The 18,309-nt window shown below is 36.9% G+C and carries 14 protein-coding genes; 13 read left to right on the top strand and 1 reads right to left on the bottom strand.

What is annotated here, in order from left to right; translation table 11 throughout:
- The first annotated feature begins 1 nt into the window (after nt 1).
- The 4 genes from bglX to ACFSAH_RS13615 all read left to right on the top strand — a co-directional run bounded on the left by bglX (nt 2) and on the right by ACFSAH_RS13615 (nt 3,692).
- On the top strand, nt 2-2,314 hold the full coding sequence (gene bglX, locus ACFSAH_RS13630) for a beta-glucosidase BglX (protein WP_379663297.1): 2,313 nt from the start codon (nt 2-4) through the stop codon (nt 2,312-2,314).
- 3 nt (nt 2,315-2,317) lie between these two features.
- Entirely contained in the window at nt 2,318-3,106 is a 789-nt protein-coding gene (locus ACFSAH_RS13625; protein WP_379663296.1) for a carboxylesterase family protein, read from the top strand.
- 89 nt (nt 3,107-3,195) lie between these two features.
- Nucleotides 3,196-3,429, top strand: coding sequence for a hypothetical protein (locus tag ACFSAH_RS13620; protein ID WP_379663295.1), 234 nt, complete (start codon nt 3,196-3,198; stop codon nt 3,427-3,429).
- The gene (locus tag ACFSAH_RS13615; RefSeq protein ID WP_379663294.1) at nt 3,411-3,692 is read left to right on the top strand and encodes a Txe/YoeB family addiction module toxin; all 282 of its coding nucleotides are present in this window, start codon (nt 3,411-3,413) and stop codon (nt 3,690-3,692) included. The genes ACFSAH_RS13620 and ACFSAH_RS13615 overlap by 19 nt, the downstream gene beginning before the upstream one ends.
- Before the next feature lie 476 nt (nt 3,693-4,168).
- Here ACFSAH_RS13615 and msrA read toward each other — a convergent pair whose 3' ends face one another.
- On the bottom strand, nt 4,169-4,717 hold the full coding sequence (gene msrA, locus ACFSAH_RS13610) for a peptide-methionine (S)-S-oxide reductase MsrA (protein WP_379663293.1): 549 nt from the start codon (nt 4,715-4,717) through the stop codon (nt 4,169-4,171).
- A 279-nt stretch (nt 4,718-4,996) separates the two neighbouring features.
- Between msrA and ACFSAH_RS13605 the strand changes: the two genes are divergently transcribed.
- From ACFSAH_RS13605 to ACFSAH_RS13565, 9 genes are all read left to right on the top strand, one after another.
- Entirely contained in the window at nt 4,997-5,575 is a 579-nt protein-coding gene (locus ACFSAH_RS13605) for an RNA polymerase sigma factor (protein ID WP_379663292.1), read from the top strand.
- Nucleotides 5,576-5,652: 77 nt separating this feature from the next.
- Nucleotides 5,653-6,789: a FecR family protein gene (locus ACFSAH_RS13600; protein WP_379663291.1), complete on the top strand. Its 1,137-nt coding sequence runs from the start codon at nt 5,653-5,655 to the stop codon at nt 6,787-6,789.
- A gap of 137 nt (nt 6,790-6,926) precedes the next feature.
- Nucleotides 6,927-10,274, top strand: a complete 3,348-nt coding sequence (locus ACFSAH_RS13595) for a TonB-dependent receptor (protein WP_379663290.1) — start codon at nt 6,927-6,929, stop codon at nt 10,272-10,274.
- A 4-nt stretch (nt 10,275-10,278) separates the two neighbouring features.
- Nucleotides 10,279-11,562 carry a RagB/SusD family nutrient uptake outer membrane protein gene (locus ACFSAH_RS13590; protein WP_379663289.1) on the top strand — a complete coding sequence of 428 codons (1,284 nt, stop codon included), beginning with the start codon at nt 10,279-10,281 and terminating at the stop codon, nt 11,560-11,562.
- A gap of 16 nt (nt 11,563-11,578) precedes the next feature.
- Nucleotides 11,579-12,517, top strand: a complete 939-nt coding sequence (locus ACFSAH_RS13585) for a phosphodiester glycosidase family protein (protein WP_379663288.1) — start codon at nt 11,579-11,581, stop codon at nt 12,515-12,517.
- Between the two features lie 16 nt (nt 12,518-12,533).
- Complete coding sequence (locus ACFSAH_RS13580) at nt 12,534-13,853, top strand: IPT/TIG domain-containing protein (RefSeq protein ID WP_379663287.1); 1,320 nt, start codon at nt 12,534-12,536, stop codon at nt 13,851-13,853.
- A gap of 196 nt (nt 13,854-14,049) precedes the next feature.
- The gene (locus tag ACFSAH_RS13575; RefSeq protein ID WP_379663286.1) at nt 14,050-14,883 is read left to right on the top strand and encodes an endonuclease/exonuclease/phosphatase family protein; all 834 of its coding nucleotides are present in this window, start codon (nt 14,050-14,052) and stop codon (nt 14,881-14,883) included.
- 6 nt (nt 14,884-14,889) lie between these two features.
- Nucleotides 14,890-16,698 (top strand): beta-N-acetylhexosaminidase, encoded by a 1,809-nt coding sequence (locus tag ACFSAH_RS13570; RefSeq protein ID WP_379663285.1) that lies wholly within the window; start codon nt 14,890-14,892, stop codon nt 16,696-16,698.
- A 21-nt stretch (nt 16,699-16,719) separates the two neighbouring features.
- On the top strand, nt 16,720-18,288 hold the full coding sequence (locus ACFSAH_RS13565; RefSeq protein ID WP_379663284.1) for a T9SS type A sorting domain-containing protein: 1,569 nt from the start codon (nt 16,720-16,722) through the stop codon (nt 18,286-18,288).
- Nucleotides 18,289-18,309 lie beyond the last annotated feature (21 nt).

The following is an 18,309-nucleotide window of genomic DNA, read 5'->3' as shown; positions in this document are numbered from 1 at the left end:
GATGAAGCGTTTTTTGAGAAAGACCGTATATGCCGGGATAATAGCTTTAGCAGCATGTACACCTAAGGTAAATAAAGTAGAAAAGCAAACGCTGGCAATGTCGGCAACAGACCCTGTAATGAATAAATTTATCACCAATCTGATGTCCAAAATGACCATCGATGAAAAGATTGGACAATTAAATTTATTAACAGGAGGAGATGCCGTTACCGGAACCAAAGTAAACTCCAATATAGAACAAAAGATTAAAAATGGAGAAGTAGGAGGTTTCTTTAGTCTGGCTACCCCTCAAAAAATTCGCAAAGCACAAGAGCTAGCCGTACAAGAAACCCGATTAAAAATTCCATTGATCTTTGGAATGGACGTAATTCACGGCTATAAAACCACGTTCCCTATTCCTTTAGGGCTAGCCTGTAGCTGGGATATGGATTTGATAGAAAAAACAGCCAAAATAGCAGCACAGGAAGCCAGTGCCGATGGGTTAAACTGGACATTCTCGCCTATGGTAGATGTATCCAGAGATCCCAGATGGGGGCGCGTATCCGAAGGTAATGGAGAAGACCCCTTTCTTGGAGCAGAAATAGCCAAAGCGATGGTGAAAGGTTATCAGGGAGACGATCTGTCCAAAGCCAATACTTTAATGGCCTGCGTAAAGCACTTTGCATTATATGGCGCCTCCGAAGCAGGAAAAGATTATAATACTGTGGACATGAGCAAACATAGAATGTATAATGAATATTTATTGCCCTATAAAGCTGCGGTTGATGCCGGAGTAGGAAGCGTAATGACCTCATTTAACGAGATAGACGGCATTCCCGCAACCGCTAATAAGTGGTTGGTAACAGATCTGCTCAGAAAAGACTGGAAATTTAACGGTTTTGTAGTAACCGATTACACCGGAATAAACGAAATGGTAGACCATGGTTTTGGCAATTTACAAGAAGTTTCTGCCAAAGCATTAGAAGCCGGAGTAGATATGGATATGGTAGGCGAAGGCTTTCTAACCACCCTGAAAAAATCCTATCAGGAAGGTAAAGTATCCATTCAGGAAATAGATCGCGCTTGTCGCTTAGTATTAGAAGCTAAATATAAACTTGGTCTGTTTGAAGACCCCTTTAAATATTGTGATGAAGAACGCGCAAAAACAGAAATCTATACACCAGCCAACCTGAAATTTGCCCGTGAGGTAGCAGGAAAGAGTTTTGTACTATTGAAAAATGAAAATGTATTGCCTTTGAAAAAACAAGGAAGCATAGCCTTGATAGGGCCGTTGGCAAATACAAGAGAAAATATGCCCGGAACATGGAGCGTTTCAACAGATTTAAGCAAAGCAATTGCTGTAAAAGAAGGTCTCGAAAATGCATTGGGAACCAAAGCTAAAATATCGTATGCTATGGGAACCAATTTGTTGGACGATGAAGAATATCAGAAAAGAGCAACCATGTTTGGTCGTGAAATTCCTCGCGATAACAGAGGTAAAGATACTATGCTAAAAGAAGCACTTGAGATAGCCAGAAAATCAGATGTCATTATTGCGGTATTAGGAGAAAGCTCAGAAATGTCAGGAGAAAGTTCCAGCCGTACCGATATCAGAATACCAGAAAATCAGCAACAATTGCTGCAAGAGCTATTGAAAACAGGAAAACCAGTAGTCTTAGTTCTGTTTACCGGTAGACCCTTAGATTTGAGTTGGGAAGACAAACATGTACCCGCAATATTAAATGTATGGTTCGGAGGTTCAGAAACAGGAAACGCAATTGCAGATGTGTTGTTTGGAGACGTTAATCCGTCCGGAAAATTAAGTATGACCTTTCCGCAAAATGTAGGACAGGTACCCTTATATTACAATCATAAAAATACCGGAAGGCCTTTAGAAGGGCCATGGTTTCAAAAATTCAGGTCTAACTATCTGGACGTAACCAATGAGCCCCTTTATCCCTTTGGATATGGTTTAAGCTATAGTCCCTTCGAAATAACCCCTCCGAAATTAAATAAGACAAATTTTAAAACAGGAGACAAAATAGAAATATCAGTTACCCTAAGCAATAAAGGAAAGTACGACGGAGAAGAAGTAGTACAGTTGTATATAAGAGATATGGTAGGGAGCGTAACAAGACCGGTTAAAGAACTAAAAGGGTTTAAAAAAGTGTTTTTAAAAGCAGGAGAATCCACAAACGTAAACTTTGAAATAACAGAAGAAACACTCAAGTTTTACAACGCCAATTTAGATTTTGTAGCCGAACCGGGAGATTTTAAAGTATTTGTAGGGAATAGCTCTGTACATGTAAAAGAAGCCGGTTTCAAATTCGAATAAGTAATGAAGTTAAAGGTATTGTTAATCACTCTTTGCGTAGTTCCGCTTGCGCTATTCGCACAAGACAAAAAGCTTTTTCAAAAAGAATACTTTGTGGTTAATAAAGAGACCTTACCACTTCGAATACTTTATCCCGAAAGATTTGATAAAAACGTAAAATACCCCTTAGTGATTTTTTTACATGGAAGAGGAGAGTCTGGAAATGACAATGAAAAACAATTACTACACGGTAGCAGCCTGTTCCTTGATTCTAAAAATAGAGTAGCCTTTCCTGCCATAGTAGTTTTTCCACAATGTGCCGCTGATAGCTATTGGGCAAACGTTAAAATAAAAACCGATGAGCAAGGCAAGAGACATTTCCTCTTCAGGAAAGGAGGGAAGCCAACCAAATCAATGTCACTACTATCAAAGTATTTTGACAGCATAAAACAAGAACAATATATAGATCCAGATAGAATTTATATAATGGGGCTTTCCATGGGCGGAATGGGAACGCTGGAAATGTTACGCAGAAAACCCGATGAAATAGCCGCTGCGGTAGCAATATGTGGAGGCGATAACATTTCTAAGGTTAGAAAGTACGCACATAAAGTGAAGCTCTGGGTATTCCATGGAGAGAAAGATGATATAGTAAGCCCCATATTCTCTGAAAATATTGTAGCAGAATTAAAAAAACAAGGAGCCAATCCTCGTTTTACAATATACCCAAATGCCAACCATAATAGCTGGGATAGTGCCTTTGCTGAAAAGGATTTACTATTCTGGCTATTTAATCAGCAAAAAGGCGATTGATAATCATATCTGGCTTCTGATCAGAGTTTGTGCTTTCCCTTTTTTAAAGATTATAATTATATTCGTAATTAAAGGCAGAAAGTATTGGTATGCAAAAGATTACTATTGAAATAAAAAGTAAAAGTAAACGTGAAATGCTTCTTAAAATTCTTGATGCTGTAGGTATCCCTTATTCAGACGTAGAAAATCCCAGCTCTAGTGGTGATAAATGGTTCCTGGATTCAGAAAACATTAAAACATTGAAAAAAGGAATTGAAGATGCGAAAGAAGGTAGTGTTATCCGTATAAAGGATATCAACAATATATGGGGAAGTATTTTGTAGAGGTTTCTAAAGAGGCTAAAAAGCATCTTGCTTATCACCATAAAATGGGTAATACAACAATTTTGAGGGAAATTGAACAAATATTTGTTGAATTATCAGAAATACCATATATCGGTACCAGTCAACCCGAATTATTAAAATATAATTACTCTGGATATTGGTCGAGACGAATTAATCGTAAAGGTCAGATTATCTATAAAGTTGTCGAAGAAAAAGTTATCGTTACTATCGTTTCTGCTAAAGGCCATTATGATAAAAAGTAATAGCGGTTGCATACAAATCCCTAAATAATTCCAGCTGAATCTTATACCTAAACCGATTATTTTGGTCATCAATTAATTTATGATTATATTGATTTTCCTAAAATATTCAGTGTTTTCTACTGTAAGTTCCCATTATAAAAATCTTCCTTAAGTCCGTGAAAGTCCGTCATACTCCGCTAAAGTCCGCGATTTTGTACACTTGGTTCGAGATTGGCAGGAGATTGGCCTGACACAGATTCGAGTAAGCTTGCAGTAATGTTCGACAATTCCCGGAGATGTCCTCAGGGAATCTTCAATAATGCTAGCCTGGCTTTCGACAATTTCCGAACATTCTTCGCTTCGTGTCGAAGGTTTGTCGAAGAGTTGTGAAAGAAAACCCGGACATGTCACGAATCCTTCCCGAGCTTGTCTCGAGTTTGTCTCCTGTCTGTCTGGTCAGATGGTGGATAACCCTTTTTTGTTTGCTGATTTCTTAATTATAAGAGCTCTGGCTTAATCTTATCCTTAAACTTTTCTGCAAACTTTAATACCTTAGGTTGAATAACGGCCAGGCAGTAAGGTTGACTGCGATTATTTACGTAATAATTGTGATGGTAATCTTCTGCAACATAAAACTTACTGGCCGGACTTATTTCCGTAACTATGGCAGAATCAAAAACTTGCTCTTTATGAAGCTGATTAATCATTGCTTCTGCTTGTTGTTTCTCTTCTTCTGAGGAATAAAAAATTACAGATCTATATTGGGTGCCAATATCATTTCCCTGTCTGTTTAATGTAGTAGGATCGTGGGTTTTAAAGAAAATAAGTAATAACTCCTGAAACGAAATTATTTCCGGGTTGTAAGTGATCTGGATAACCTCAGCATGGCCGGTTTCTCCTGTACATACCTCATTGTACGTGGGATTAGCAGTTGCCCCTCCCATATAGCCGGGTTTTACTGCTGTTACACCTTTTAATGTTGTAAAGAAGACTTCAGTACACCAGAAACATCCACCACCTAAAGTTGCTGTTTTATATATCGACATGTTTTCCATGAATGCAGAGTTGTTTAAGTATTTATACAAAAATAGGAATATTGGAATAGAAGTTATTTAAACTTTTGTAATCTTGAAAGGTGTGATGGCGGGAATTTCCGGTTTTTAAACTTTCTTGAAATATAAGAAGTGAGTTTTTGTAATTCTAAGATATTTGTATCTTAGGAGACCATTATAAATATCAGTTGTAAAAAGTAAAAGTTAACTTTATGTTTACTTATATCTTCACAGCATTTAATATTAAAGATTTATTATTGCAATCAAAATAGAATGATTAATTATAGTATGCTTTCGGATGATGAGTTGGCTCGTTTATTACAGTTAGGTGATCGGGAGGCGTATACTGAAATTTATCATAGATATAAACGACAGCTTTATCTTTTTGCTTTTAAGAGATTGGGTGATAGGGAAGAGGTTAAAGATATTGTGCATGAGATTTTTCTTTCGTTATGGATCAATCATGAAAGCCTGTCCTTGAAATATTCCTTATCCACTTATTTGCATTCCGCAGTCAGAAATAAAATATTGGATATACTCTCTCGTAAAAAAGTATCGGCTAAATATGTAGAAACATTTGAAAGCTTTAAAGAAACGAATGAGGATTTTACTGATTATCCGGTAAGATATAAAGAGATGTCTGAAATTATTGAAAAGGAAATAGATGCTTTACCTCCTAAAATGAGAATGGTTTTTAATTTAAGCAGGAAGCATTATTATACTCGTAAACAGATTGCTGAAGAATTAGGTCTTTCCGAAGAAACGGTTAAAAGTCATATACAGCATGCGCTGAAAATTCTAAAGGCTAAGTTTGGGCCAATGCTGTTTTTGATATTCCTAACCCACTTTTAAAATTATTTTCATTTTCTTTTAACCCTTCATGTCATCTTGTTCGACTAACAACAAAATACCACAAATAGGTGTCGGACATGAACGAAAGCGAATTACAAGATTTATTAAAAAAATATAAAGAAAACCGTTGTACCCAAGCCGAGCAACAATTACTGGAGGACTGGGTATCGGCAACTGTTTTTCCAGAGTATCAGATTTCTGAAGAGGATCTTCAAAAAGATTTAGCAGAGATAGAAGCAAGAATACCTCTTGCCAAAAAGCAACGGTATTTATGGCCTAAAATAGCTGTGGCTGCTTCAATTATTTGTGCTGTTGCCATAGGTGTATATAACTATTATAAAACACCGGATTCAGCATCTCAGCAAATGGCAGATTATACCAATGATATTGCTCCCGGAAAAAACTCAGCGACATTGATTTTGGCCAATGGCGAAAAAATTAATCTTTCTGAAGCCCAGACCGGAAAAATAGCCAAAGAATCAGGAATAGAAATCTCCAAAACAGAAGATGGGGAATTGATTTATGAAATAAAAGGGAATAAAAGTGTTTATCAGTTAAATACACTTTCAACGGCAAATGGAGAAACTTATCAGGTGCGTTTGCCGGATGGAACTTTGGTGGTACTAAATTCGGCATCCCGTTTAACCTATAGTACAACCTTAAATGAGCAAGGGCAGCGGTATGTAGAATTAGCAGGCGAAGCCTATTTTGAAGTAGCAAAAGATCCATTACATCCCTTTATAGTTAAAACCGATCAACAGGAAGTGCGGGTGTTGGGAACTCATTTTAATATCAGTAGCTATCCCGAAGATAAAGCCATAACAACAACATTGTTAGAAGGAAAAGTTAAAGTCTTATCTAATAAACATAACATGTTTGAAATTCTTCATCCTGGGCAGCAGACATTGCTTACCAGTCAAAGTCTTCGGGTTAATAATAAGGTTGATTTAGATGAAGTGGTAGCTTGGAAAAATGGTTATTTCAAGTTTAACGGAAGTTTAGAAGAGATTATGGGGAAAATTGCTCGTTGGTATGATGTAGAGGTAGTTTATCAATTTAAACCCGATGCTAGCTTGGCTTTTGGGGCAGAAATATCTATGCAGAGAAACATATCAGCTTTATTGAAAATTATAGAATCAACAGGAAACGTGAAATTTAAAATCGAGCCAGGGGATGCCTTTGGTAAGGGAAGGAGGGTGTATGTTATGAAATAGTATTTCTACATATTTCCGATAAAGATCAGAAGTGAGTCGAAGCACTTCTGATCATAAAGTTCGGATTTACTTATCTGAATCATCAGACTAAAAATTTACTTGAGATAAAAATTTACTAACCCAAACAGTTCAAATTTATGAATTTAAAACCACATTTAATACGTGGAAGTAATACCCATGCATTATACAAAATACTACTGATTATGAAGCTGATTATAGTTTTTTTAACAGCAGCAATATTTCAGGTAAGTGCCAAGAGTTTTGCTCAAAAGATTACACTGAATAAGAAAGATGTTTCACTTAATGTGATCATTAAAGAAATCCGTAATCAAAGTGGTTACGATTTTATTTATAACCTCAATTTGCTGAAAAAAGCAAATCCTATTTCTATTAATGTGCAGAATGCTGAGTTAAAAGATGTCCTTGATTTATGTTTTAAAAATCAACCTTTTGTATATGCACTGGAAGACAAGGCAGTAATTGTAAAAGAAAAAAAGGAACTGCAGGCTAATTTGCCTGTAAATGGGACAGTGGTAGATAAAGATGGTAATCCTCTTGTAGGGGTAAGTGTTACTGTCAAAGGAGAAAGCAAAGGAACACAGACAGATGTGAACGGGAATTACACATTAGCGGTAACGTCTAACAGTACACTTATATTCTCTTATCTTGGATTTATAACGCAGGAAATAAACTACAATGGGCAAAAAACTATCGATATAGTGCTAAGGGAATCGTTACAGGCACTCAACGAAATTACTGTAATAGGTTATGGTACACAAAAAAGAAGCGATGTAACAAGTGCTATCAGCACTTTTAAAAACACAGAACTGAATGCAAGACCAGTTTTGGGACCCGACCAAATGTTGCAAGGGCGTATTCCAGGTGTGGTGATAACAGCTGCATCCGGTATTCCGGGAAGTAAAAATAGGGTGAGCATTAGAGGTGTAGGCTCACTTTCGGCAAGTAACGAACCTTTGTATGTAATAGACGGAGTTCCGGTTACGCCATCAGATGCAGATTTGGGTAATTTTGGACAAAGCATGAACGCCCTATCAGAATTAAACCCTAATGATATAGAATCTATAGATGTACTAAAAGATGCAGCAGCAGCTTCTATTTATGGGTCAAGAGCTACTAATGGCGTTATCATTATTACCACAAAATCTGGAACTAAAGGGAAATCTACCATTTCTGTAAATGCTTATACCGGAATACAGAATCTGACCAGATTGGATAATTTGAAAATGGCCGATCCGGATTTATATGTAGAAGTTGTTAATGAGGCTATTGACAACTATAATATCCAAAATAGTTTTACCATGGGTGATGGTAAATTTGTTGCGCCAATAACCAATCCATACCCAAATAGGCCAGCAACAGATTGGTTAGATTTAATTACCAGAACAGCTATAGCCAGTAACCTAAATGTGTCTATTGCAGGGGGAACAGATAAATCTAAATATTATGTTTCTGGAGGATACTTAGATCAGGAAGGTGTTTTTATTGGCAATCGCTTTAAAAAATACAATGCAAAAGTAAACCTGTCTAACGAGGTAAATAAATGGTTAGATTTTGGTGTAAATACCAACTTTAGCTATTCTAATAATAACCGCGTTCCATCTGGTTACAACTTGGGAACAAACTTAATTCCTAGAGCTCTGGAACAACGTACATTTGATGTGCCCTACAAGCCAGATGGGACATATTATGTAGGTGGAACCAATGAGCTATTGAATCATAACCCGATACAGGCTATTAACGAAGAAAAGGTTTATTTAGACAATTATCGCTTATTAGCAAACGCTTTTGTAAATATTAAACTGAATAAAGAATTAACCCTAAAATCTTCTTTTGGCTCAGATTTGATTCATACGCAAGACTATGTGTATTACACTAACTCACATCCTTATGGTGCTGGAGTGGGTAAATTGTATGATGATAGGAAGTTACAAACAAATATCATTTTTGAAAATACTGCAAACTATAAAAAACAGGTAAACGATTTGAACTTGGATTTCCTATTAGGACATTCCTTTCAAAAAGTAAATAATACCTTAATAGGGGTTGAGGGACAGAATTTTCCTTCACCATCTTTTGATGTAAATGTGGTAGCAGCAGAGTATACTGAAGCTATGACCAATTTATATGCTACCAGTATGCAGTCATTCTTTGGTAGGGCAAATTTAGGTTACAAAGGCCGGTATTTGTTAAATCTTTCTTTAAGATCTGATGGATCATCTCGTTTTGCACCAGAAAATAGATACGGCTACTTTCCTGCTGCTTCTGCAGGATGGGTAATTTCTAACGAACCTTTCTGGAATATGCCTAAAAGTGATTTGAAATTAAGAACCAGTTATGGAGCAACAGGTAATATTGAAGGGGTAAATGCTTTTGCTTATCAGGCTTTGACAGGAGGTGGTTACAATTACAATAACAAAAGTGGTATTGCTATAGCTAGTTTCGGTAACCGCGATTTGACTTGGGAAAAGGCGACTCAGTTTAATGCAGGTATAGATTTAGGTTTGTTTAAAGGTATGTTGAATTTTACAGTAGATTACTTTGTTAAGAATACCAACAACCTTTTGTATAGTAAACCGATAGAGGGAACTTCGGGTTTTACAAGTATCATCAGCAATATTGGTTCTATGCGCAATCACGGATTGGAATTTGCTATTAACGGAACTGCCAATATAGGTCCGATTTTATGGAAGTCTGATTTTAACATAGCGTTCATTAAAAACAAACTAACTTCTTTAATAGATGATGAGCCTTTGTTAATAGGCAGAACACATGTGCTTAAGGTTGGTGAAGAAGTAGGAAGTTTTTATATCTACAAGCAATTAGGTGTTTATCAGGATGATAGTGAAGTACCACAAGCGCAATACGATTTAGGAATTAGGGCTGGTGATGTGAAATATGAAGATGTGAATAGAGATGGGAAGATTGATGTAAATGACCGTCAGATTTTGGGGTCTGCCAATCCAGATTTTACGGGAGGTTTCAACAATACTTTTACCTATAAGAATTTTGACCTAAGCCTTTTTATGAATTTCTCTTATGGGAATGACATCTATCAAACTTGGATAGGAGGTTATCGTTTAGGGAATGGTGCTTGGCCTATGCTGGAATCACAGGCTCAAGGCAGATGGACGGGGCCGGGAACGTCTAATACAATTCCAAGAGCTATTTGGGGCAATACAGTTAACTCGTCATCATCTTATTCAACACGGTTTATGCATGATGGGTCTTATCTCAGATTGAGGTCTTTTGCATTGGGGTATAACTTACCCCAGCAGATATTGAAAAGAGTGGGGATCAGCAAAATGAGGGTTTATGTACAAGGAGACAACCTGTTTTTAATAACGAATTATCCTTTGTTGGATCCTGAAGTAAATATTAGTTTGTCGCCAACAACTATGGGAGAGGATTTCTTACTTCCGCCTCAGCCAAGAACTATAAACTTTGGTGTTAATTTAAATTTCTAAGATCATGAGAAAATACATTTCATTACTATATATGATGCTTGCGCTGATGATTTGTTCATCATGTGAAGACAGTCTTAACTTATATCCGCATTCGCAAGTGGCAACCGAAAGCTTGAGCGAAAAAGATATAGAAGCCTTTGTAAACGGAGTTTACAATAGGGTACAAAATACACCCACCAACTCTTCTTATGTAATGTTTGACATTATTGGTGGTAATTTGGTAAGAGGCGGTGCTTCTGGTTTAGGCGGTTATCTGGAAATGATAAACGATATCCTGCAACCAGAAAATGGAAATATTGCATCGCAGTGGAACGGTTACTATGCTGCCATTTATCAGATTAATAATTTAATTGCTTCTACTGCTAATATGCAAAATGAAAGCAGAAGAGAAGAGATTTTAGGGATAGCACATTTCTTCAGAGGTTACACCTATTATAATCTGGTAACAAGATGGGGCGGAGTACCTATTATCAATAGTACAGCCACACAAAAACTTCCAAGAAATACAGAAGCAGAAGTTTGGAGTTTCATAGAAACAGAATTGCAATTAGCCATAGATAAAGCACCAATTTTTGGAGGTTATTATTACGCATCTAAAGATGCAGCAAAGGCTTTATTGGCCAGAGCAAAACTGGTTCAGGGGAGAAAAGGAGAAGCTGTTTTACTTGCTGAGGAAGTGATTACTTCTGGCAGATTCCAATTGGATGAATTTGAAAAGATCTTCAGGTCCCAACAGAATACAGAAGTTATCTTTTCTTTCTTGAACCAAACGATAGAATCAAGTATTAACCTAAGTACTTTGTTTTATACTTATGCGCACCCGGTTAGTGGAAGCTACAACTATAAGCCAACAACGGAGGTAATGAATCTATTTGATGCTACAGACAAACGCAGGGCAATCTCTGTAGATACCTATTCCGGTTTAGATGTCATCAATAAGTACCCAAGCGGACAAACAGGTTCAGATCCTATTATTGTTACCCGATTGGCAGAAATGTACCTGATAAGTGCAGAAGGACAGGGTATGGCAGGAATTGGCCGGCTAAACGAATTGAGGAACAAAAGAGGATTAAGCAGTATTAGTGTAAGTGATGAAGGTCAATACCTGGATGCAGTGTTGCTGGAACGTAGAAGAGAACTGTTAGGAGAAGGTTTCAGATGGTACGATTTGGTGAGATTGGGCCGAGCACAACAAGATATTGGTTTAAGAGCTGCACAAACGAAATTGCCAATTCCGGCAAGAGAGTTATTGCTGAATACACTTTTAGAACCTAATGATGGATATTAAGAAAATAGGTCATATTATGAAAAAGACGATAAAAAATTTACTTTATCTATTGGTATTGAATGCTGTTTTTTTTACAGCCTGCAAAGATGAAGAAACGACAAAAAAAGTTTTAGACAAAAACCTATCCGAAATAAGTAAACTATTGTTGGAAAAATCTGGTATTGTAAGCGAAGTTTACACCGATACTACCATTGTTGTAGCCAATGGAATAGAAGAAACAGAAATTCATTTCCTCAAGAAAGATGGTCTGACAACCAGAATTTTTATTCTGAAAGCAGATTTAAAAGTTCCGGGTGTAAAAGTGAAAGTAGCTACTCCTTATGATTCTCCTAGTTTTATGGGGCAAACTGTTCCTGATATGGCAAAATATATAGAAAATGCCAATACTAAAGTTTTGGGTGGTGTAAACGGTGACTTCTATGATATTGCCAATTTTTTACCAAGAGGCCCATTACACAAGAATGGTGTGGTTATTAAAGGGAACTTTACACCATCTGCAAGTTTGCCACAACAAGCCTTAAGTTTTATTGGGATTAAGAAAGATGGCAAACCTATTATTGGATATACCAATGAATATGATGCAGTAAAAGCCGATTTGCAGGAAGCCACGGGAGGTGGGGCCTTGTTGACCAGAAATGGAGAGAAAGTAGACAACTCACGTTTTGCAGTAGCATTGGATCCAAGAATTGCCATAGGTTATACCGAAGACGATATTATGTATTTTATTGTTGTTGATGGTCGTAATTTCTACAATTCCAATGGAGCAACCTATCCAGATCTTTCAGGTATTTTCTATGCGTTGGGAACGCATTCTTCTATCAATTTAGATGGAGGTGGTTCGGCAACTATGATGATCCGAAATCCGGAAGTAGATATTTTACAGGTTAGAAATAGGCCATCAGATGGAAGACCAAGGGCGGTTGCACATGCATGGATGATTGTTTCAGAAAATTAATTCCTAAAAAATTAGCATGATGAAAATGAGATTTTTTCACTTTGCCTTAGCAGGATTATTGTTAACGGCAGGTGCTTGTGATAAAAAAGAATCGGGTTATGTAGCATCTGTAACAGATGTATTGGTAACCTCTGTTTATCCTTCTTCGGGCTTAAACAAAGATATTATTGTCATTACCGGAAGAAACTTTTCTAAAGTTAAGACCGAAAATGTGGTGTCTTTTAATGGTGTACGGGCTGTTGTTTTGGAAGCTGCACCAAACAGATTAGAAGTTATTGTCCCAGATAATGCAACTACAGGCAATGTAACCATTACTGTAAAAGGGCAACAAATAGACGGTCCTAAATTTACCGTGATAGAACAAGTGTCCAATTATATAGTAAGCACTATAGCAGGATCTACCACATTTGGTTTTATAGATGGTAACGGTTTGGATGCCAGATTTAGAAATCCGGATGGATTATTGATTGATTTGAATGGAGATATCATCATCACCGACAGAACTAATCACAGTATTCGTAAAATGACTCCGGAAGGTGTTGTTAGCACTCTTGCAGGAACAGGTGTTTCTGGTTATGCCAATGGAAAGCCAGGGCAATTTAATACTCCTTGGCAAAGTACTATGGATGCTGCAGGAAATATTATTGTGATAGAAAAAGATGGTGGTAGAATCAGAAAAATTGCTCCTGATGGCACAGTAAGCTTAATTGCAGGAACAGGTTCTTTAGGTTTTACTGATGGAAATGTATCTGTCGCCAGATTTAACCATGCTTTGGATGGTGTGGTAGATAGTGAGGGAAATATTTTTGTTGCAGATAGAAATAACTATAGAATCAGAAAAATTACTCCAGCTGGTATGGTAAGTACATTTATGGGAGATGGAACTACTTCTATTTTAACCTTTCCAATAGCATTGACAATAGATAAGCAAGATAATCTGTTTGTTTCGGACGGAAACCGTATTAAGATGATCACTAAATCTGGAGTGATGACAACTATTGTAGGAAGTACAAAAGGTTATGATGATGGAACTCCGGGAGATCCTTTGACTGTGAAATTGGGAGATATTTTCGGACTCAATTTCGATAATGAAGGCAATATTTTATTGGCAGATGCTTCTAACAATAGGATAAGAAAAATAACTCCGGGTGCAGGGAATGACTGGACAAAAGCAACGGTAAGTACCATTGCAGGAAACGGAACCGCAGGCAGAGGTGATGGTTTAGGACATGCTGCAACTTTCAATCAACCTTATGATGTAGTAATGGATGCCAAAGGAGATATCTATGTGGCAGACAATATTAACAATAGTATTCGTAAGATTATTTATAAGTAATTAATCTGTTTATTAGTCAATCGCCATTAGTGAGTTTCAAAAGGATAATCTAGACTGAAAATACTTCTTGAGCTGGATTATTGCTGAATTCGATATGGCGATTGACTTAATATACTCAACCTCATTATTTATGTTTTTTCAACAGATAAATAACGTCAGGAAAAGGGTATGCCTACTTCTTTGTTTCACTTTTTTGGTGGCGGCGTATGCTTCAGGAAAACCTGATGTCAAAAAAAGTAAGAGCTTAAAGATACTTTCCTATAACATTCTGGAAGGATTGAAAGATGCAGAGAAAAAAGCATTATTTGTGAAACTGGTAGATTCTTTACAGGCAGATGTTCTTACACTGCAAGAATGTAATCATTTCACCCATGAGACTTTTCTGAAATTCGCCCAAGAGCTTTCCTATCCTTATGCCGTATTGCTTAAGGAAAGAGGTTATCCTACAGGAATTATTTCTAAATATCCTATAGAACATGTGCAACGCATAACAGAAGGTTTTTTACACGGATATCTTTCTGCAGAAATAGCAGGCTGTCAATTTGTAAATCTACATCTCAATCCTTTTATGTATGTCAAAAGAAATGCAGAGATGGAGGCAGTCATTCGACATTTAGATCAACTTCCAAAAAATAGTAAGACCATTATTATGGGAGATTTTAATAGTCTTTCTCCTCAAGACAGTAGCTATTATAATCCTAACAAACAAAAGTTGGATAAACTAATTGCTCATGAAGCCACAAGAGCACATATCCAGAATGTAAATAATGGAGGTTTTGATTACTCGGTCATCAGTCAGTTAATCAATAAAGGTTATACCGATGCCTGGAAATACAAAAACAAAAGCAGATTTGAAAAAAGTGCGCCAAGCCCAGTTGTAAAACATGATCCAGACAATGATGTACGTATAGATTATATATGGGTGAGTACTCCGTTAAAATCAAAAATCAAATCCGTCTTTATGATTAAAAATAAAGATACGGATATCATCTCGGATCACTATCCGCTAGTACTGGTTCTAAAAAAGTAAAAAAATATGAAGAAAATTAGTGTTTTGATTTGGCTATTGCTGACATCTTTAACTCAGTTAACAGCTCAAAATAATACTTCGTTAGGAATTATCCCAGCTCCTGTAAAAGTAATAATTGGAGATGGAAGTTATCCTTTATCTAGTAAGATTGGTGTTGAGTTTGTGGGGTTCAATAACACTAACAGTCTTGCAAAATTTGTCGGTCAGCTTTCCTTTATAGATCTACAGCAAAGGCCGGGCCTGAAATTGATACTGGATAAATCTTTAGCTATTAAAGAAGAGGGATATCTGCTAAGTGTTAAAAAGGATGAAATAAGTATACGCTCAACAACAGAACGTGGTGTTTTTTATGGTTTGCAAAGCTTATTACAAATTGTGAATACCAATCAGTCCAATATTCCGTTTTTGGAGATTGAAGATTATCCAAGGTTCGCTTATAGAGGAATGCATTTGGATGTTGCGAGACACCTGTTTCCAGTAAGTTTTATCAAGGAATACATAGATATGTTGGCTTATTACAAGCTAAATACCTTTCATTGGCATTTGACTGAAGACCAGGGCTGGAGGATAGAAATTAAAAAATATCCTAAGCTTACCACTATCGGAGGTTTCAGAGACCAGACCTTGATTGGTTATCTGCGTAACAATCCTAAACAATATGATAACGAGAGGTATGGTGGATTCTATACGCAGGAAGAAGTGAAGGAGGTGGTAGCTTATGCCGCATCTAAATATATTACCGTTGTACCCGAAATAGAAATGCCCGGACATGCTTTAGCTGCACTTTCTGCCTACCCTGAATTGGCTTGTGGTAAAAATCCGACTTCCTTTAAAGCAGCTTATGAATGGGGCGTTTTTGACGATGTTTTTTGTGCAGGAAAAGAACAGACCTTTAAGTTTTTACAAGATGTACTGGATGAAGTGCTGCCTTTGTTTCCATCTGAATATATCCATATAGGAGGCGATGAATGTCCGAAAACCAAATGGAAAACGTGTGAATTCTGCCAAAAAAGAATCCAGAAAGAAAAGCTGAAAGATGAACATGAGTTGCAATCTTATTTTATCCAAAGAATGGAGAAATACCTTAATAAAAAAGGTAGACAGATTATTGGGTGGGATGAGATTTTAGAGGGCGGATTGGCTCCCAATGCTACTGTGATGAGCTGGAGAGGAACCAAAGGGGGGATTGCTGCAGCAAAACTTTCGCATAAGGTAATTATGACACCCGGTCCGTATCTATATTTCGATAAACAAGAAAGTCAGTCGAGTGAAGAGCCTTTAACTATTGGTGGTCACGTTCCATTGTCTAAAGTATATGCTTACAATCCTGTCCCGGATGAATTGACCGATGATGAAAAAAAATACATTATTGGTGTACAGGCCAATGTTTGGACAGAATATCTGAAAACACCGGAAAAAGTAAGGTATATGGTTTATCCACGCATTTTCGCATTGTCGGAAATTGCCTGGACACCACTGGAGAATAAGAACTGGGAGGAATTTTCTGAAAATAGGGTTGCAACTCATCTTGGCAATTTAGATAAAAAAGGTGCTGTTTACCGTGTGCCGGAACCAATAGGAGCAAAGGATACTACTTTGCTTGGCGAAAACTTCGAGCTGAAATATAAGATACCCGTAAAGGGAGCAGCTATTTATTATACCATTAATGGAAGAATTCCTTACGACTTTGATTCCAAATATAGAGATGTTATTCGAGTGCATGTACCCAAAGGAGAAGAAAGAATATTGAAAAGTGTGGTGATTACGTCATCAGGGCGAAGAAGTGTAGTAATGACTACGATTTTAAAAAATTAACAATCATTATTTATAAAAAATATGAAAAGAATTTATTTGACTTTAATGCTTATGCTGGGGACCTATATGGTAACAAAGTCGCAAAATTATACGGTAACAACTGTTGCAGGAGCTACGACATCTGGTTTTGTAGATGGGACGGGAACTGCGGCCAGATTTAGAAATCCTGACGGAGTTTTAATCGACAAAGACGGGAATATCATTGTGACAGATCGTACCAATCATAGTATTCGTAAAATGACTCCAACTGGTGTGGTTACCACGCTTGCAGGCACAGGTATTGCAGGTTATGCAGAAGGTAAACCCGGTCAGTTTAACTTTCCCTGGCAGTCAACTATGGATGCAGCCGGAAATATCATCGTTGTTGAAAAAGACGGAGCAAGAATAAGAAAGATAGCTGCTGATGGTACGGTGAGTACAATTGCAGGAACAGGAGTTCTTGGTTTTGAAGATGGACTGGCTTCAGAAGCTAAATTTAATCAGTCTTTAGATGCCGTGGTAGATAGTGAAGGGAACATTTTTGTTGCAGATAGAGATAATAGAAGAATTAGGAAAATAGGAACAGATGGTATAGTAAGTACATTTGCAGGAGATGGAACAACCGCAATATTCACACAGCCAATTGCCCTCGCTATTGATGCACAAGATAATCTATTTGTTTCTGACGCAAACAAGATAAAATTGGTTACTAAAGCAGGTGTAGTTTCTACTATTGTAGGAAGTACAAAAGGATACGACGACGGAACGTCAGGACTTCCATTAACCGTTAAGTTAGGAGATATTTTTGGCTTAAATTTCGATAATAACGGCAATATCATATTGGCTGATGCTTCTAATCATAGAATCAGAAAAATAACTCCAGGAGAAAATAGCGATTGGACAACAGCTACAGTAACAACTATTGGAGGAACTGGTAGTACAGGAAAAATAGATGGTTTGGGAAATGTAGCAACTTTTAATCAACCTTATGATGTGGTTGTAGATGAGAGTGGAAATATATACGTGGCCGATAATTTCAACAATAGCATTAGGAAACTCGTTCCTTCTCCATTACCTGTGCAGTTAAGTTCATTTACGGCAACTGCTCATAATAGCCAAGTCAAAATACAATGGAAAACTGTTTCAGAGTCAGATAATTCTCATTTCAGAGTTTTAAGGTCATCAAATGCTCAGGATTTTACCACATTAGGGGTGGTAAGTGGAAATGGAAATTCAACTCAGGTTCTGGATTATCATTTTATAGATTATAATCCATTAATAGGTATAAATTACTATCAATTGGAACAAGTTGATTTTGATGGAAAAACGTCATTATCCAATATTGTTACTGTGAATTTTAATATCCAGGCAAAAAACAAATTAAGCGTTTACTACAGTGCTGATAAAAAGCTTGTATTGGAGTTGGATGAAAAACTAACTAAAAAAGCCTTTGTGAAAGTATTTACGATAGCGGGGCAAGAGGTGTTCTCAGCTTCAATCAATCAGGAAACAGCTAAGATATCATTACCCATTTCTCTGCAAAAAGGGATATATGTGGTTTCCTTGCAGGGGGAAAAGGATAATGATTCAGTAAAAATTATTGTAGAATAATGAAATGGTCAGTCTTTTATA

Source organism: Pseudopedobacter beijingensis (assembly GCF_042678145.1).
GTDB lineage: Bacteria > Bacteroidota > Bacteroidia > Sphingobacteriales > Sphingobacteriaceae > Pseudopedobacter > Pseudopedobacter beijingensis.
This window is presented reverse-complemented; position numbering and strand designations above follow the sequence as displayed.

What these genes read in the sequence shown, in the direction of transcription:
- ACFSAH_RS13565 (WP_379663284.1), top strand. Translation starts at nt 16,720, where the DNA reads ATGAAAAGAATTTATTTGACTTTAATGCTTATGCTGGGGACCTATATG.
- ACFSAH_RS13580 (WP_379663287.1), top strand. Translation starts at nt 12,534, where the DNA reads ATGATGAAAATGAGATTTTTTCACTTTGCCTTAGCAGGATTATTGTTA.
- ACFSAH_RS13570 (WP_379663285.1), top strand. Translation starts at nt 14,890, where the DNA reads ATGAAGAAAATTAGTGTTTTGATTTGGCTATTGCTGACATCTTTAACT.
- bglX (WP_379663297.1), top strand. Translation starts at nt 2, where the DNA reads ATGAAGCGTTTTTTGAGAAAGACCGTATATGCCGGGATAATAGCTTTA.
- msrA (WP_379663293.1), bottom strand. Translation starts at nt 4,717, where the DNA reads ATGTCGATATATAAAACAGCAACTTTAGGTGGTGGATGTTTCTGGTGT.
- ACFSAH_RS13615 (WP_379663294.1), top strand. Translation starts at nt 3,411, where the DNA reads ATGGGGAAGTATTTTGTAGAGGTTTCTAAAGAGGCTAAAAAGCATCTT.
- ACFSAH_RS13625 (WP_379663296.1), top strand. Translation starts at nt 2,318, where the DNA reads ATGAAGTTAAAGGTATTGTTAATCACTCTTTGCGTAGTTCCGCTTGCG.
- ACFSAH_RS13590 (WP_379663289.1), top strand. Translation starts at nt 10,279, where the DNA reads ATGAGAAAATACATTTCATTACTATATATGATGCTTGCGCTGATGATT.
- ACFSAH_RS13620 (WP_379663295.1), top strand. Translation starts at nt 3,196, where the DNA reads ATGCAAAAGATTACTATTGAAATAAAAAGTAAAAGTAAACGTGAAATG.
- ACFSAH_RS13585 (WP_379663288.1), top strand. Translation starts at nt 11,579, where the DNA reads ATGAAAAAGACGATAAAAAATTTACTTTATCTATTGGTATTGAATGCT.
- ACFSAH_RS13595 (WP_379663290.1), top strand. Translation starts at nt 6,927, where the DNA reads ATGAATTTAAAACCACATTTAATACGTGGAAGTAATACCCATGCATTA.
- ACFSAH_RS13605 (WP_379663292.1), top strand. Translation starts at nt 4,997, where the DNA reads ATGATTAATTATAGTATGCTTTCGGATGATGAGTTGGCTCGTTTATTA.
- ACFSAH_RS13600 (WP_379663291.1), top strand. Translation starts at nt 5,653, where the DNA reads ATGAACGAAAGCGAATTACAAGATTTATTAAAAAAATATAAAGAAAAC.